Consider the following 16,501-nt stretch of genomic DNA (forward strand, 5'->3'; position numbering starts at 1 on the left):
GTTCGTGATGTTTTCCCTGTTGAGGGGTCGCTTTTCGGGGTGGGAATGTCGGTGGCCCGGTGTTGACTTGGGTCATGACGAACACGGCGGGTGCGGTTCTGGATCCCGGGGTCGACCCGGTGGATCCGGTCACGGTGCTGCGCGTGCTGCGGGAAGGCCTGGCCGCCGCTGAGGCGTCGATCATCCGGTGCCAGGCGTTGCGGGACGCGCAGCTCGCGGCCGCGCAGCGTGTCGCCGAGGAGTTGGCCGCCCGGGACGCCGGTGGCGGATCCGCGCGGGGCGAGGCGGTGGAGATCGCCGCACGCAGCGTGGCGGCGGAGTTGGCCGGGGTGCTGCGCATGTCGGATCGGGTGGTGCAGGCCCGGATGGCGCGGGCCGCGGATCTGATGACGAAGTTCCCGGAGGTCATGCGGGCGTTCACGCAGGCGCGGATCAACGCCGCCCACGTCCGCGTGATCCAAGACGCCGGCGCCCGCCTCGACAACGACACGGTGCGGGCCGAGTTCGAGCAGATCGCGGTCGAGGCGTGTGCGGGTGAGACCCCGCATCGGGCGAAGCGGATCGTCGACCGGGTCGCCGAACGGCTCGCCCCGCGGAGTCTCACCGACCGGCACCGGGACGCGCAAGCGCACCGGCGGGTGTGGCGGGAAGACCTCGGCGACGGGCAGAAGGCCCTCGGGCTGATCCACTCCGCCGCGATCATCGACGGGATCTACGACCGGCTCACCCAACAGGGACGCGCCGTCGCTCTTGCGAACGCGCAGGCCGCGAAAGACGAAGCCGGATCCTCCGAGGTGGACGGGCTCGGCGATGCGAACGACCACCGCGCCATGGATCAACTGCGCGCCGACCTCTGCGCGGACACCCTGCTCACCGGGGTCGCGTCCGGGCACGACACCGCGGCCGGACTGCTGTCCGCGATCCAGGCGCGAGTCGAAGTCACCGTCCCGGTCCTCACCCTCCTCACCGCAGACGCCACCGAAGCGGCCGACGGCACTGCCGACGCTGTCGATGGATCCGGGTCGCCGGCCGGATCCGGCACCGCCGATGCTGCCGATGGACGCGGGTCGCGCGTGGGATCCGGCACCGCGTTCGGTGTCCGCACCGAACAACCCGGCGAACTCGCCGGCGGGCAACCCATCGACACGCACACCGCCCGGATCCTCGCCGGCGGGAGCACCGCCTGGGAGCGGGTGCTCACCCACCCAATCACCGGGGCGATCCTCGCAGTCGACCACTACCGACCCAACGCAGACCTGCGCCGCCTCCTACACGCCCGAGACTCCCGATGCCGGTTCCCGGCCTGCGCACTCCCACCCCGCACCCAAGACATCGACCACACCATCGACGCCGCCTACGGCGGCGCCACCGAAGAAGGCAACCTCGGCGGGCTCTGCCGACGCCACCACGTCCTCAAACACCAGACCGCCTGGACAGTGACACAACGCGGTGCCGGGGTCCTGGAATGGACCAGCCCCGCGGGAGCGAGCTACACCGACCGGCCACCCGCACCCGTCACGTTCACGATCGAAGATCCGGATCCACCCCCGGATCCCGAACCCCCGGAATTCTGACGCGGAGATCCCGCTCGCGGACAAGCACTCAGCCAGACCTGCACGCCAGAGTCCTCGCGTGCTGGCGGCCTGAGCGCAGTCGGAAGATCCTCGAGCGCAGCCAGGCCTGCGCCCCGAGTACTCGAGGGCTGGCATCCCGAACCCGGCCGGAGCATCCCGAACCCGACCGGAACTCCCGAACGCGTCAGAGCACCCGAGCACGGCTGGGGCGTGCCGAACAGATCAGTATCCCGAACCGGCCGGCGCGCCCCGAACGCGTCAGGGCATCCCTAGCGCGGTCAGAGCGTCCGGAGCGAGGCGGCGGCCGCGTCCAGCGCACCGTCGGCGATCGCGAAGTACGCCCACTTGCCACGCTGCTCACGCGTGACGAGGCCGGCCTCGGCGAGCAGCTTCATGTGATGCGAGACCGTGCCCTGGGACAGCCCGACCGGCTCGGTGAGATCGCAGATGCACGCCTCGCCCCCCTCGCCGGCGCCGATCAGGGAGAGCAGCTTCACGCGCGTCGGATCCCCCAGCGCCTTGAACACGCGCGCGATCCGCTCGGCCTCCTCGCCGCCGACCCGAGGCTCGCGGCCGGTGGCGCAGCAGGCCTCGTCAGCGACGATGGTCACGGGGAGCGTCATGCGTCCATCCTCGCACGTATTGACATTCGTCGATAGATGATGGACCGTTGTCGTATTGAAGTCTTTCAATCTGAGACTGTTCCCGATCCGAGGAGTGCGGATGTCCGACCTGCCCGTCGTCGTCGTGGGCGCAGGCCCCCAGGGCCTGGCCGCCGCCGCCCAGCTCGTCGAGCGCGGACAGGACGTGATCGTCCTGGAACGCGGCGAGAGCGCGGCGGCCGCCGTGGCGGAATGGGGTCACGTGCGACTCTTCTCGGGATGGCCGGAACTCGTCGACGCCGCGGCGCAGCGCCTCCTCGAACGCAGCGGCTGGGCCGCCCCCGCCGAGGGGTATCCGACCGGCCGCGAGTGGATCGACCTCTACCTCGAACCCCTCGCCGCAGCTCTGGGCGACCGCGTCCGCACCGGCACCACGGTGACCGGCATCACCCGAGCCGAGCGCGATCGGGTCGTCGACTCCGGACGCCGCGATGCCGCGTTCGCCGTGCACACCGTGGACGCGGACGGACGCGAGGGGCGCATCGGCGCACGGGCCGTCCTCGACGCGTCCGGCACCTGGGCGACCCCTGGCACGGCCGGCGCCGACGGCCTTCCTGCGCTCGGCGAGCGCACGGCCGCCGACCGGATCTCCTACCGGATCCCCGACGACGTGTCGGCGCTCGCGGGGAAGCACGTGCTGGTCGTGGGCGCCGGCAACTCCGCCGCGCACGCCGTGCTGCGGCTCACCGAGCTGGCGCGCACGGAACCGGGGACCGCGGTCACCTGGGTGCTCCGGCGCAGCGGAGCGGGCTCGGCGTTCGGCGGTGGAGACGGCGACGGGCTGCCCCAGCGCGCCGCGCTCGGCGTCCGCGCGCGGCGCGCGATGGAGAAGGGCCTCGTCGAGGTGGTCACCGGGTTCCGCGTGGCGGAGCTCCGCCCCGACGCGGACACCCTCACGGTCGTGGCCGGCGACGGGCGCGAGATCCCCGGCATCGCCCACGTCTTCGCCCTCACCGGCTTCCGCCCCGACACGTCCTTCCTGTCCGAGCTGCGGATCGACCTCGACCCCGCCCTCGAAGCGGTGGCCGGCATCGCCGCGGAGATCGACCCGAACATCCACTCGTGCGGATCCGTCGGCGCGACCGGCGCACGGGAACTCGCGCAGCCCGAGCCCGGATTCTTCATCGTCGGGGCGAAGAGCTACGGCCGCGCGCCGACCTTCCTCGCCCTCACCGGCTACGAGCAGGTGCGCAGCGTCGCCGCCCACCTCGCCGGCGATCACGAGGCCGCGGCCCGCAACGAACTCGCCCTCCCGAGCACCGGCGTGTGCGGAGGATCCGGCGACTTCGACGCGGCCGGCGGAAGCTGCTGCGCCGCCCCCGTCCTGCAGATCGGCGCGCGCCCGGTCGTCGTAGGCTGAACCGGAGAACGAGGAGAGTCGCATGACCGCCGAAGCCACCCCCGCCGTGCTGTTCGTCTGCGTGCACAACGCGGGCCGGTCCCAGATGGCCGCGGGCTTCCTGCGCGAGCTCGCGGGCGACCGCATCGAGGTTCGCTCCGCCGGATCCCTGCCCGCCGAGCAGATCAACCCCGTCGCCGTCGCAGCGATGGCCGAGCTCGGCATCGACATCGCCGCCGAGCAGCCCAAGGTCCTCACCACCGAAGCGGTGCAGGACTCCGACGTCGTCATCACGATGGGCTGCGGCGACGAGTGCCCGTTCTTCCCCGGCAAGCGCTACGAGGACTGGACGCTCGACGATCCCGCCGGCCAGGGCATCGACGCCGTGCGCCCGATCCGCGACGAGATCCGCCGGCGGATCCAGCAGCTCGTCGGCGAGCTCCTGCCCGCCTGAGGCCGTCCCGACCGCGCCCGTCGGCGCCTCAGACGACCCGGTGCACCCGGTAGCGGACCTGGGATCCGTCGCGCCGGCACACGGCGACGAAGAGCGTGCGCTGCATCGCGGCGAGCTCGGGAGCCGACGCCTCGACCTCGAAGGTCGTCCGGAAGTAGTACGCGCCCGGCGCCACCGACTCACCGCGCCCGAGCCGCGCGAGGACGTCGGCCGATCCGCTGCGCACCCCGCGCGTGCGGATGAGGAGAGGCCCTGCGGCGGAGACGGCCGAATACTCAGCGTCGATGCCGATGGTGCCGTCGGGCGCGATCAGCTGCCGGTCGGATCCGCCGGGCAGGATCTCGGCCTCCAGGGATCCGGTGATCCGCCCGCCGAGGATCGGCACCACGCGTCGGCGCCCGGCCGAGGTGACGCCGTGATCCCGAGGGGGACCGACCTGCACCGTGACGTCGAACGCCGGCTCGAAACCGGGCTCGGGGAGCTCCGCGAACAGGTCGCTCATCGCGTTCCCCCTCGCAGCGCGGCGGCGAGCCTCTCCAGGGCAGGCACCGCCGCGGTCACGGCCGCGCGATCGCCCGGATCCAGCGTCTCCAGCGCATCCCGCAGGAGCTCACCCGCGGCCTGGTCGAAACGGCCGAAGAGGTCGAGCGCGCGAGCCGACAGGACGACGACCACCCGGCGGCCGTCGCCCTCGGCCCTGCGCCGCTCGACGAGGCCGTCCGCCTCCATCGCCCCGAGCAGGTTGCTGACCGTGGAGCGGTTCAGATGCAGCGCCTCGGCGAGCTCGGCCGGACCGCGCTCCGCACCGCCCGAGGTCGGCAGCAGCGCGCGCACGACCTCGATCTGCGCGTCCGGGATGTCGGGCAGGTCGCCGCGCTCGCGCGCCGCGGCGAGCAGCGTGCGCCGCAGCGGGGAGATGACCGCGGCGAGCCGGCCCTCGGCGTCGCCGGCGGAGTCGCCCATCATGCTCCTGGTTCCCGAACCGCCGCTCACGCCGGATCCCCGACGCTGAGCGAGGCGCGCTCGTTGAGGATCGACGGGGCGAACCCCGCGGCGCGCTTGTAGGCGTTCGCGATCTCCTCGCGCTCGCTCCGGGGGATCACATCGTCGATGCGCGCGAAGCCCTGCGGGGCGCGCTCGGCCGCGAGCAGCATGACCCGCTCCGGACCCGTCGCCCTGGTCCCGGCCAGCAGCGCGGTCATCGCCGGGCGGCGCGCGTCCTCATAGGCCGCGAGCGCCGCGTCGATCGCCGCACCCTCGGCCGTAGCGCCGTCGGCGCCCGTACCGTGGGCGGGGCCCGTACCGTCGGCTCCCGTACCGTCGGCTCCCGTACCGTCGGCTCCCGTACCGTCGGCTCCCGTACCGTCGGCTCCCGCCGCCACCGCGGTGCCGAGATGGAAGGCGAGGGTGCGCGCGTCGAGGATGGCCTGGGATCCGCCGTTCGAGCCGTTCGGGTACATCGCATGCGCGGCGTCGCCGACGAGCGTGGTGCGCCCGAAGGTCCACTGCGGCAGTGCATCGCGGTCGACCATCGGGTACTCCAGGATCTCCTCCGCGTTCGCGATGATCGCGGGCACGTCCAGACCCTCGAACCTCCAGTCCGCGAAGAGCTCGGCGATCGGCCCCGGATCCACGGCGCGGTTCCAGTCCGCGCGGTCCTTGACGCTCTGGAAGGGACCGGTGCCACGCTGCTCGGCGATGAAGTTCAGCCGCTGACGCCCGTTCTCGGGGGCGCCCAGCGGGTAGGCGACGAACTTCTGCTCGCCGTCGCCCGCCATGATCATCGTGCGCCCGTCGACGAGCACCGGCGCCTCGGCCACCCCGCGCCACAACGTGAGCCCGCTCCACGGCGGGGCGCCCTCGGCCGGATAGCGCAGCGCCCTCAGCGCGGAGTGGATCCCGTCCGCCCCGATCACGAGGTCGTACGCCGCGGTGGTCTCGCCATCACCGGTCGCGAACCGGACCGTCTCGGATCCATCGCCCCCGCTCTGCACGCCCACGAGGCGATGGCCGAGCCGGATCACGTCGCCGAGCCGCTCCACGACCGCGTCGCGCAGCGCGAGCTGCAGGCGCCCGCGGTGCACGGAGAGCTGCGGCCAGCGGTAGCCGGCCGCGAGTCCGCGGGGCTCGCTCCAGATGTGCTGGCCGAAGCGGTTCATGTAGACGAGCGTCTCGGGAGCGACGCCGAGCGCCTCGACGCGGTCGCGCAGGCCCAGCTCGGTGAGCTCGCGGATCGCATGCGGGAGCAGGTTGAGCCCGACCCCCAGACCGCGGATCCGGTCGGTCCGCTCGTACACCGTGATGTCGCGGAAGCCCGCGGCCTCCAGGCTGAGCGCGGTGGCGAGCCCGCCGATCCCCGCTCCGATGATTCCGATCCGCATCGATCCGCTCCTGTCCCCGGCGTCCTCGCCGTCGGAAACTAGTTTTGTCACAAAATCATCCCCGGCGCAAGGCTCTTTCTCGGCCCGTGGCGGTGGAGTCCCGGATGTTCCCGTCGCAGAAGCTGCCGTTCTGGCAACCGGAAAGCGGCAACTTTTGCGACGGGAGCGATACTTGGCGACAGCCATCGCGACGGGAACGGATCCGGCGAAGTCATCGGCGCCATCGGCGCCACCGGCGCGGATCTGCGGACGACATCGTCAGCGGGCGGCGCGCTCCGCCGACTCCAGGACGTGGTCGACCCCGAGGAAGAACAGCTCCCGATCGCGCAGCGAGGCGAGCGCGACGGTGTGCGCGGCGAGGCGGGGGTGACTGCGCGGATCCGCGAGCGGCGGCTCATCGAACCACGGCCCGTCGAGGTCGCCGCCGCCCCTGGCGGCCCTGGCCCGGGCGATGCCGGCCGCGGTCGACAGCACGTGCGACGCCATCAGCGCATAGTGGCGCACGACGTCGGCCTCGCCGAGACCGGCGGTGGTGAACGCCTCGAGCATGAGCTCGATCGCGCCGAGCTCGCCGGGGCCGTGCGTGGTCAGCGTGGTCGCCTCCGCACCCACCGCGGGGTACTGCGAGTAGAGATCGAGCGTGGCACCAGCCAGAGCGCGCAACCGCCCGCGCCAGTCCTCGACGGGCAGATCCACGCTCCGCACCGCGCGCAGCGTGAGGTCGTCCAGCAGCGCCCGCATGAGGTCGTCCTTGCTGCGGAAGTGCCGGTAGATCGCGGTCGGATCCGCGCCGAGACGCGTGCCGAGCTCGCGGACCGAGATCGACGTCGCACCCGAGGCCGCCAGCTCCAGCCCCGCGGACACGATCACGCCCGGATCCAGACGCGGGCGCATCGGCACCGCATCGTCGACGTCCCCGCCGCGGCGGGCCTTCGTGGGTGGCATATCCCCTCCTGCCTCTATCGTGCCACGCTCGCACGCGCGCTGTCATCGCTTTAGTCAACACTGTTGACATCGCCCTTGACTCTGGCTAGCTTTATCGCATCCCACGGCCGTTCGGCCCTGCTTCAACGACGAAAGGCGGATGATGACGACGCGCGTCTTCCACGGCGGATCGGTGTTCACCGGATCCGGATCCCCCCTGCTCGGCCAGGCCGTCATCGTGCGTGACGAGCGCATCGACCGGATCGTTCCCGAGTCCGAGCTGGCCGGGATCCTCGGCGCAGAGACCGACGGATCCGTCGAGCTCGTCGACCTGCGCGGCGCCCTGCTGAGCCCCGGCTTCCAGGACGCCCACATCCACGCCGTCGGCGGTGGCGTGGAGCTGCTGCAGTGCGACCTCAGCGGCACCGAGAGCGCCGAGGAGGCGGTCGCCGCGGTGCGCGCCTACGCCGACGCGAACCCCGGGGAGGAGTGGATCCTCGGCGGCGGCTGGTCGATGGACAGCTTCCCCGGAGGCAACCCGACCCGCGACCTGCTCGACGCCGCAGCCCCCGGGCGTCCCGTGCTGCTCGCCAGCCGCGACCACCACAGCATCTGGGCCTCGACCGAGGCGATCGTGCGCGCCGGGGTCACGAGCGAGACCGCAGACCCGGCCGACGGCGTGATCATCCGCGAGGCCGACGGCCACCCCGCCGGCACGTTCCACGAGGGCGCCGGCGAGCTGTTCCGGGACGTCCGCCCCGAGATCAGCGAGGACCTGCGCTACCGCGGACTGCTCCGCGCCCAGGAGGAGCTCATCGCCCTCGGCATCACCGGCTGGCAGGACGCGATGGTCGGCTCGAGCGCGATCGGGGTCCCGGATCCGCTCACGGCCTACGAGCAGGCCCTCGCCGAGGGCACGCTCACGGTGCACGTCACGGGCGCGCAGTGGTGGGAGCGCGACGGCGGCATCGAGCAGGTCGAGCGCATGGTCGCACAGCGCCATCGCATCGCCGCCCTCGGATCCCCGGAGCGTCTGGAGCTCGGCACGACCAAGATCATGGTCGACGGCGTCGCGGAGAACCACACCGCCGCGATGCTCACGCCTTACCGCGACGCGCACGGCCACGACACGCACAACCACGGGCTGAGCTTCATCGATCCCGAGCGCCTCCGTGAGTACGTCACGGCGCTCGACGCCGCGGGCCAGCAGGTGCACATGCACGCGCTCGGCGACCGCGCGGTGCGCGAGGCACTGGATGCGCTGCAGGATGCCCGCGACGCGAACGGCCCCACGGACGGCCGCCACCACCTCGCGCACCTGCAGATCGTGGCGGAGGAGGATGTGCCGCGCTTCGCGGAGCTCGACGCGATCGCCAACCTCCAGGCCCTCTGGGCGACGCACGAGGACCAGCTCGACGAGCTCACCCTCCCGTTCCTGCAGGAAGGCCAGGAGGCGCGGCAGTACCCGTTCGGCGACTTCGTGCGCGCGGGCGTGCGCCTCGCCGCCGGCAGCGACTGGCCCGTCTCCAGCGCCTCCCCGGTCGACGCACTCCACATCGCCGTCAACCGCACGACCCCGGGATCCGATCGGCAACCCCTGGCGGGCGCTCACCAGCGCCTCGACCTCGCGACCGCGATGGCCGCGTACACCTCGGGATCCGCCTACGTGAACCACCGCGACCATGACACCGGCAGCATCGCACCCGGCTTCCGCGCCGACCTCGTGGTGCTGGATCCGTCGCCGTTCGACCTGCCGGTCGAGGAGATCTTCCGCAGCCGGGTCGTGCAGACCTGGATCGACGGACGCCGCGTGTACGCCGCCGAGAGCGCCCTCGCCGGCGCGGAGGCCGCACCCCCGAGCACCACCCGCACCGAGCTCGAAGGAGAGCCGTCATGACCCGAACCCGCCCTGCCCGCTCCGCCACCCGCCGCCATACCGCCGCAGCACTGGGGATCGCGGTCCTGATCGCCGCGACCTCCCTGACCGCCTGCTCCGGCAGCGCGAACGGCACCTCCACCGGATCCGCCGGATCCGACTGGAAGCTGACCACGAAGACCGCCGCCGCCACCGGCGACCTCGACTCCTACTCCTTCGCGCTGTACGCGGAGCCCGCCACACTCGACTACGCCTACGCGTTCGACTACCCCGACAACCAGGTCCTCGCCAACGTGTGCGAGTCGCTGCTGCGGCTGAACCCCGACTACACGCTGAGCCCAGGGCTCGCGAGCTCGTTCTCGAACCCCGACCCGCTCACCTGGGTGTACGAGCTCCGCGACGGCGTGACCTTCCACGACGGCACCCCGCTGACCGCCGCCGACGCGGTCGCCTCGATGCAGCGGATCATGGATCCCTCGGTCGGATCCGCCTGGTTCTCCGTCTATCAGAACGTCGACTCGATCACGCAGACCGGGCCGATGGAGGTCACGGTCAAGACGAAGATCCCCGACTCCCAGTTCAACCTGGGGATGGGCGGATCCGCCGGCGTCATCGAATCGGCCGCCACACTCGCCGCGAAGGGCAAGGACTACGGCAACTCGACCGGCGGGGTGAACTGCACGGGCCCGTTCCAGCTCCAGCAGTGGAAGTCGGGCGAGTCCCTCACCCTGACCCGCTACGACGGCTACTGGGACAAGGATCTGCGGGCCAAGTCCGCGACCATGACGTTCGCGATCATCCCGGACGCCACCGCCCGCGTGAACGCGCTGAAGTCGGGCAGCGTCGACGGATCCTGGATGATCCCGCTCGAGGCCGCATCGCAGCTGCAGGCCTCCGGCAAGGGCGACGTCCTGTACGCGCCGTCGAGCGCCACGAGCAACCTCGTCGTGAGCAACATGAAGGGCACGCTCGGCGACAAGCGCGTGCGCCAGGCGCTCATGCTGGCGCTCGACCGCAAGGGCATCCTCAAGGCCGCCTCGCAGAACATCGGCGACGTCAGCGACGTGCTGACGACGAAGCTGGTCTGGGGATCCGCCTCCGACGCCGCGACCAAGACCGCGTTCGACGACGTCACGCACTACCAGCAGGACATCGCGAAGGCGAAGAAGCTCGTCGAGGAGGCCGGCGCCACCGGCAAGGAGCTCGTCTACGTGACGGCCCCGATCGGCAACGACTTCTCCGTCGTCTCGCAGGCCACCCTCGCGGCCGCGCAGTCGATCGGCCTGAAGCTGACCATCAAGACGGTCACCCCCGCGCAGTACACCGCGCTGTTCAGCGACCCGAGCGCCAGGGAGGGCGTGGACCTGTTCTACACGGTCTGGTACCTCTCCAGCCCTGACGCCCTCGAGATGTACGGCGTCCTGCGCACGGGGGACTTCAGCAACTACGGCGGCTGGAGCGACAAGACCTTCGACGACACCGTCAACAAGGCCGTCGGCACGTTCGACCCGGCCGAGCGCAGCGCGCTCACCGCCAAGGCGCAGCAGATCGCGAACGAGGAGCTGCCCTGGCTGCCGCTCGCCGCGGGCCCGCTGCCGCTGTTCCTGGGCAAGCGCATCACGGGACTGCAGCCGTCGATGGCGTTCCTGTACTACCCGTGGGCCGCCCAGATCGGCAAGCGATGAGTCGGTCACACGCCGAGCGCAGCGCCGGGAACAGGCACGACACCGAGAACAGGACAGCACCGATCCGATGAGCACCGTCCGTCGCGTCGCGGGGAAGCTGGGTGGGCTTCTGCTCACCCTCTTCCTCGCCTCGCTCCTCGTCTTCTTCTCCCGGTTCCTCGTGCCGGGCGACCCGATCCGGTTCCTCCTGCGCGGGCGCAAGCCCTCGCCGGAGGCGATCGTCGAGGTCACCGCGCAGTACGGCCTCGACCTGCCGCCATGGGAGCAGTACCTGCGCTGGATCGGAGGCGTCCTGCACGGCGACTTCGGCCGCTCGCTGCAGTTCCGCCAGGATGTCACGACCGTGCTCGGCGATCGCCTGCCGGTCACCCTCATGCTGGTCGTGATGGCCGGGGCGATCATCGCGGTCGTCGGCCTCGTCGGCGGTGCGGTCGCGGCCCTGAACAAGGGGCGCGCGGCGGACCGCGGCATCCTCATCGGCCTCACCGTGCTCGGCGCGATCCCGTCGTTCGTCGGATCCATCGTGCTCATCGCGATCTTCTCCGTGCAGCTGGGCTGGTTCCCGTCCTTCGGATCCGGATCCGGATTCGGGGACACCGCGTTCCACCTGGTGCTGCCGTCGATCGCCCTCGCGATCGTCTTCATCGTGCTGGTCGGCAAGGTCACCCGTTCCGCGATGGTCGAACAGCTGAACCGGGAGCACGTCGAGGTCGCCGTCTCGCGCGGCATCCCGCGGATCGCCGTGGTGCGGCGGCACGTGCTGCGCAATGCGCTCGGACCGATCCTCACCGTGTCGGGCCCGCTCGTGGCCGGCCTCATCGTCGCGAGCTCGATCGTGGAGCAGGCCTTCGGGCTCTCCGGGATCGGATCCCTGCTGGTCGGCTCCGTCGACCGGCTCGACTTCCCCGTCGTGCAGGCGATCGTCCTGCTCGTGGTCACCGCGTTCGTCCTGGTGAACGCGATCATCGACATCCTCGAACCCTGGATCGACCCCCGATCCGCTGCCGGAGCAGGAGCACGATGACCTCCTCAGCCCCCACCCTCGCCGTGCGCGTGCTGCGCATGCCGAAGAAGATGCGCGGACGCGGCATCGTGATCACGAGCATCGTGGTGCTCGTGATCGTGACGCTCGCCGCGATCCTCGCCCCCTGGGTCTCGCCGTACGATCCCGACGCGGTGGACTTCACCGCGTTCTACGCCCCGCCGTCGGCCGCGCACCTGCTCGGCACCGACTCGCTGGGCCGGGATCTGCTCAGCCGGATCATCTGGGGCGGGCGCACGGCCCTGCTCGGCCCGCTGCTCGTCGTCGTGTTCTCCACGGTCCTCGGAATCCTGCTGGGCCTGATCGCCGGCTGGCGCGGGGGCTGGGTCGACGCCGTGCTCGGCCGCATCTTCGACGTGCTGTTCGCCTTCCCGTCGCTGCTCATCGCGATGATGGCCGTCGCCCTGTTCGGCAAGGGCCTGGTCGCGCCGGTGATCGCGATGAGCATCTCGTACGCGCCGTTCGTGGCGCGGCTGACCCGGTCGCTCGTGGCGGCGGAGCGCACCCGCCCGTATGTCGCGGCGTACCGCGTGCAGGGCTTCGGCGGCGCGTGGATCGCGCAGCGCAGGGTGCTGCCGAACGTCGCGCCGATCGTGGGCGCGCAGTCGACGCTGAACTTCGGCTACGTGCTCGCCGAGCTGGCGGGGCTGTCGTTCCTCGGCCTCGGGGTGCAGGCGCCCACTGCGGACTGGGGCGCGATGATCAACGAGGCCCAGGCCGGCATCGCCGCCGGGCAGTTCCTCCCGGCGATCGCGCCCGCCATCGTGGTGGTGCTCGTGGTGGTCGCCGTCAACATCGTCGGCGAGGATCTCTCCGACCGCATCGGAGGGGAGATCCCCGCATGACCGGATCCACGCTCATCGACACGTCCGCGGCGGCGACCGCGACCGCGCTCCTCGACATCCGCGAGCTCACGCTCGACCTCGCCGACGGCACCCGCCTGCTGCACGGGATCACGCTGTCCGTCGCACCCGGCGAGACCGTGGGTCTCGTCGGCGAGTCCGGATCCGGCAAGTCGCTCACCGCGCGCACCGTGCTGGGCCTCACTCCCGACCGGGCCGAGATCGGCGGATCCGTCTCGGTGGACGGCCGCTCGCCGCTCGCCCCCGCGACGCTGCGGAGCATCCGTCGCGCCGACGCCGCGATGGTGTTCCAGGACCCGAGGGCCGGCATCAACCCGATGCGCACGATCGGCGACCACCTCACCGAGGCGCTGCGGCTGAACGAGGGGTGGAGCAGGTCCCGTGCCAGGGCTCGCGCCGCCGAGCTGCTCGCGGACGTGCGGCTCCCCTCCCCCGCTGAGCACCTCGACCAGCATCCGCACGAGCTGAGCGGCGGCATGCTGCAGCGCGTCATGATCGCCGGCGCCCTGACGACCTCGCCCCGCCTGCTCGTCTGCGACGAGCCCACCACGGCCCTCGACGTGACGACGCAGGCCGAGATCGTGCAGGTGCTGCGCGAGCTCTGCGCCGAACGCGGCATGGGCATGCTGTTCATCACGCACGACCTCAACCTCGCCGGATCCCTGTGCGACCGGCTTGTCGTCATGAAGGACGGCGCCGTGGTCGAGGAGGGCCCCGCCCTCGACGTGCTGCGCGCCCCGCAGGCCGAGTACACCCGCCGCCTCGTCGCCGCGACCCCCCGCCTCACCGGCGACGTCGCCGCGCTCTCTGACCGCGAGACTGCAACTGGGCGACGAGACAGCGCTCTGGAACCGCAGTCTCGTCGCGGAGATGGAGTCTCGCGGTCAGAGGGGCGGGACGTCGAGGTCAGCGGGGTCTCGAAGACGTACCGGGTGCGCGGGCGGGGCGAAGTGCACGCGGTCGCCGACGCCACGCTTCGGATCCCGACGGGCGGCGCGCTCGCGGTCGTGGGCGAGTCCGGATCCGGGAAGTCCACGCTCGCCCGCATGATCGTCGGGCTGGAGCAGGTCGACACCGGCACGATCCGGATCGGCGGACGCGATGCCGGCGGCGTGCCGAAGGGGCGCGAGGAGCGCCTCGCCCGCGCGAAGAGCGTGCAGATGGTGTTCCAGGATCCGTACCTGTCCCTGGATCCGCGGATCCCCGCGGGACGGGCGGTCGCGGACGTGCTCCGACTGCACGCGGGACTCGACAAGACCGCGGCGAACGTCCGCGCGCTCGAGCTGCTGACGGCGGTCGGGCTGGGCGAGGAGCACGCGGCGGCGCGGCCGAAGACGCTCTCGGGCGGGCAGCGTCAGCGCGTCGCGATCGCCCGAGCGCTCGCGATCGAGCCGGATCTGCTCGTGATGGACGAGGCGACCAGCGCCCTGGACGTCTCGGTGCAGGCGCAGGTGCTGGACCTGGTCGCCGACATCCGCCGCCGCCAGGGCCTGACCCTGCTGTTCATCAGCCACGACCTGGCCGTGGTGCGCAGGGTCTGCGAGCAGACCCTCGTGATGCGCCGCGGCGAGATCGTGGAGCGCGGCGCGACGGCCGAGCTCCTCACGAACCCGCAGCACGAGTACACCCGCCTGCTGCTGGACTCCGTGCCGGTGCCGGTCTGAGCGCGGACAGGACCTGCGACCTCCCTGCGCCCGCACACCCGCACCTGCCTAGGCTGAATCCATGACGCGGATCTGGGTGGTGCGGCACGGGCAGAGCATGCTGAACGAGGCGGAGCGGATGCAGGGCTGGTCCGATGCGCCGCTCACCGCGCTCGGCCGCGAGCAGGCGACCGCACGCGGGCTCGACCTCGCCGCCGCCGGGATCCGGTTCGACGCCGCGTTCTCGGGTGACGGCATCCGGCACCGCGAGACCGCGGCGCGCCTGCTCGACGCGGCCGGATCCGACCTGCAGGCGCAGTCGGATCCGCGCTGGCGAGAGCTCTGCTTCGGGCGGCTCGAGGCGGTGCGCGCCCGCAAGTTCGTGCGGCTCATGCACGCGCACCTGGCGGCCGACAACCCCTTCTTCGCGACGCTGGAGGCCCTCGCCGCGGAGGATCCGCTCGCCGAGGCCCCCGCGGACGTCGCCCGACGCGCGACCGCGGCGCTGCACGACGTCGCACGCGCCGGATCCGAGATCCTCGTGGTGACCAGCGGCATCACGATCCTGACCCTGCTGCACGGCCTCGGCGCCGACCTCGAGCACCTCACCGCCGGCCCCGAGAACCTGTCGGTCTCCACGGTGCACCGCGTCGACGACGGCTGGCTGATCGACCGCGTCGCGGATCCGGATCCCGTCGCGGTCTGACGGCGGGCGGATCCGCCGCCCTCCCCCGGTTCAGGTCGCAGAAAAGGTCGCTGCGACCACGTCTGAGCGACGGATTCTGCGACCTGAACGCCACGGATCCCGCCCCCACGAGGGGACGGGATCCGTGGAGCCGGCGGACCGGCGGCTCAGTCGGCGTAGGAGTCGGCGACGTCGAGGGCCTCGTCGAGCACCGCGAGGCCGCGGACCAGCTCGTCCTCGCTGATCACCAGGGGCGGCGCGACGTGCATGCGGTTGAAGTGCGTGAACGGCCAGACGCCGCCCTTCTTCGCGGCTGCGGCGAACGCGCCCATCGGCGCCGCGTCGGCCCCTGCCGCATTGAACGGCACGAGCGGCTCGCGCGTCTCCTTCGAGCGCACGAGCTCCACGGCCCAGAACAGGCCCTGTCCGCGCACCTCGCCGACGCTCGGGTGCTTCTCGGCCCAGGCCTCGAGCGTGGGCTGCACGACCCGGGATCCGAGGTCGCGCACGCGCTCCAGGATCCCGTCGCGGCGGAACACCTCGAAGGTGGCGACGCCGGCCGCGCAGGCCAGCGGGTGACCTGAGTAGGTGAGCCCGCCCGCGAAGGAGACATTGTCGAACGCCGCCGCGATCCGGTCGGAGATCACGACGCCGCCCAGCGGCACGTAGCCCGAGTTCACGCCCTTCGCGAAGGTGATGAGGTCGGGCTTCGCGTCGAACGCGTCGATGCCGAACCACTCGCCGAGACGGCCGAAGCCGACCATGACCTCGTCCGCGATGTACACGATGCCGTACCGGTCGCACAGGTCGCGCACGCCCTGCAGGTAGCCGGGCGGCGGCACGAGCACGCCATTGGTCCCCACGACTGTCTCGATGATGATCGCGGCGATCGTGCTCGGCCCCTCGAGCTGGATCGTCTGCTCGAGGTGCTCGAGCGCGCGCTGCGACTCCTCGGCGAGCGTCGTCGAATGGAACGCGGTGCGGTACAGGTAGGGCCCGAAGAACCGCACCGTGCCGTTGTCGACGGAGTCGTTCGCCCAGCGCCGCGGGTCGCCGGTCAGCGAGATCGCCGTCGCCGTGGAGCCGTGGTAGCTGCGGTACATCGACAGCACCTTGCGGCGCCCGGTCGCGGTGCGCGCCATGCGCACCGCGTACTCGTTCGCGTCGGCGCCGCCGTTCGTGAAGAACACCTTCTCCATGCCCTCGGGGGCGACCTCGGCGATGAGCCGGGCCAGCTCGCCGCGCACGTCGTTCGCGATCGACGGCTGGATCGTCGCCAGGCGACCCGCCTGCTGCTGGATCGCGGCGACGAGATCGGGCTGCTGGTGGCCCAGGTTGAGGTTCACCAGCTGGCTCGAGAAGTCGAGGTAGGC

General features: G+C 71.8%; 15 protein-coding genes. 9 read left to right on the forward strand and 6 right to left on the reverse strand.

Features of this window, described 5'->3' with window-relative positions:
• Positions 1 to 74: 74 nt before the first annotated feature.
• Entirely contained in the window at positions 75 to 1,574 is a 1,500-nt protein-coding gene (locus B7X32_RS09370; RefSeq protein WP_292718825.1) for an HNH endonuclease signature motif containing protein, read from the forward strand.
• 278 nt (positions 1,575 to 1,852) lie between these two features.
• Here the strand turns inward: B7X32_RS09370 and B7X32_RS09375 are convergent, their stop codons facing one another.
• Positions 1,853 to 2,197: a metalloregulator ArsR/SmtB family transcription factor gene (locus tag B7X32_RS09375; RefSeq protein ID WP_292718827.1), complete on the reverse strand. Its 345-nt coding sequence runs from the start codon at positions 2,195 to 2,197 to the stop codon at positions 1,853 to 1,855.
• 100 nt (positions 2,198 to 2,297) lie between these two features.
• Here B7X32_RS09375 and B7X32_RS09380 point away from each other — a divergent pair, with 100 nt between their 5' ends.
• Together B7X32_RS09380 and B7X32_RS09385 are read left to right on the forward strand one after the other, a co-directional pair.
• Entirely contained in the window at positions 2,298 to 3,596 is a 1,299-nt protein-coding gene (locus B7X32_RS09380) for an FAD-dependent oxidoreductase (protein WP_292718829.1), read from the forward strand.
• A 22-nt stretch (positions 3,597 to 3,618) separates the two neighbouring features.
• Complete coding sequence (locus B7X32_RS09385; RefSeq protein WP_292718831.1) at positions 3,619 to 4,029, forward strand: arsenate reductase ArsC; 411 nt, start codon at positions 3,619 to 3,621, stop codon at positions 4,027 to 4,029.
• A gap of 28 nt (positions 4,030 to 4,057) precedes the next feature.
• Here the strand turns inward: B7X32_RS09385 and B7X32_RS09390 are convergent, their stop codons facing one another.
• From B7X32_RS09390 to B7X32_RS09405, 4 genes are all read right to left on the reverse strand, one after another.
• Positions 4,058 to 4,531, reverse strand: a complete 474-nt coding sequence (locus B7X32_RS09390) for a DUF3237 domain-containing protein (protein WP_292718833.1) — start codon at positions 4,529 to 4,531, stop codon at positions 4,058 to 4,060.
• The gene (locus tag B7X32_RS09395; protein ID WP_292718834.1) at positions 4,528 to 4,992 is read right to left on the reverse strand and encodes a MarR family transcriptional regulator; all 465 of its coding nucleotides are present in this window, start codon (positions 4,990 to 4,992) and stop codon (positions 4,528 to 4,530) included. Before B7X32_RS09395 ends, B7X32_RS09390 begins: the two co-directional genes overlap by 4 nt.
• Positions 4,993 to 5,018: 26 nt before the next feature.
• Positions 5,019 to 6,410: an FAD-dependent monooxygenase gene (locus B7X32_RS09400; RefSeq protein WP_292718835.1), complete on the reverse strand. Its 1,392-nt coding sequence runs from the start codon at positions 6,408 to 6,410 to the stop codon at positions 5,019 to 5,021.
• A gap of 258 nt (positions 6,411 to 6,668) precedes the next feature.
• Entirely contained in the window at positions 6,669 to 7,355 is a 687-nt protein-coding gene (locus tag B7X32_RS09405; protein ID WP_292718837.1) for a helix-turn-helix domain-containing protein, read from the reverse strand.
• 139 nt (positions 7,356 to 7,494) lie between these two features.
• Between B7X32_RS09405 and B7X32_RS09410 the strand changes: the two genes are divergently transcribed.
• From B7X32_RS09410 to B7X32_RS09435, 6 genes are all read left to right on the forward strand, one after another.
• Positions 7,495 to 9,231 carry an amidohydrolase gene (locus B7X32_RS09410; protein ID WP_292718839.1) on the forward strand — a complete coding sequence of 579 codons (1,737 nt, stop codon included), beginning with the start codon at positions 7,495 to 7,497 and terminating at the stop codon, positions 9,229 to 9,231.
• Entirely contained in the window at positions 9,228 to 10,895 is a 1,668-nt protein-coding gene (locus B7X32_RS09415) for an ABC transporter substrate-binding protein (protein ID WP_292718841.1), read from the forward strand. Before B7X32_RS09410 ends, B7X32_RS09415 begins: the two co-directional genes overlap by 4 nt.
• 67 nt (positions 10,896 to 10,962) lie before the next feature.
• Positions 10,963 to 11,919, forward strand: a complete 957-nt coding sequence (locus B7X32_RS09420) for an ABC transporter permease (protein ID WP_292718843.1) — start codon at positions 10,963 to 10,965, stop codon at positions 11,917 to 11,919.
• Positions 11,916 to 12,782 (forward strand): ABC transporter permease, encoded by an 867-nt coding sequence (locus B7X32_RS09425; RefSeq protein ID WP_292718846.1) that lies wholly within the window; start codon positions 11,916 to 11,918, stop codon positions 12,780 to 12,782. The genes B7X32_RS09420 and B7X32_RS09425 overlap by 4 nt, the downstream gene beginning before the upstream one ends.
• On the forward strand, positions 12,779 to 14,464 hold the full coding sequence (locus B7X32_RS09430; protein WP_292718848.1) for an ABC transporter ATP-binding protein: 1,686 nt from the start codon (positions 12,779 to 12,781) through the stop codon (positions 14,462 to 14,464). Before B7X32_RS09425 ends, B7X32_RS09430 begins: the two co-directional genes overlap by 4 nt.
• Positions 14,465 to 14,525: 61 nt before the next feature.
• Entirely contained in the window at positions 14,526 to 15,149 is a 624-nt protein-coding gene (locus B7X32_RS09435; RefSeq protein WP_292718850.1) for a histidine phosphatase family protein, read from the forward strand.
• Between the two features lie 146 nt (positions 15,150 to 15,295).
• On the opposite strand, the gene B7X32_RS09440 is transcribed toward B7X32_RS09435, so the two are convergent.
• On the reverse strand, positions 15,296 to 16,501 hold a 1,206-nt coding region (locus B7X32_RS09440), incomplete at its 5' end, for an aminotransferase class III-fold pyridoxal phosphate-dependent enzyme (RefSeq protein ID WP_292718852.1).

Source organism: Microbacterium sp. 13-71-7 (assembly GCF_002257455.1).
Taxonomy (GTDB): domain Bacteria; phylum Actinomycetota; class Actinomycetes; order Actinomycetales; family Microbacteriaceae; genus Microbacterium.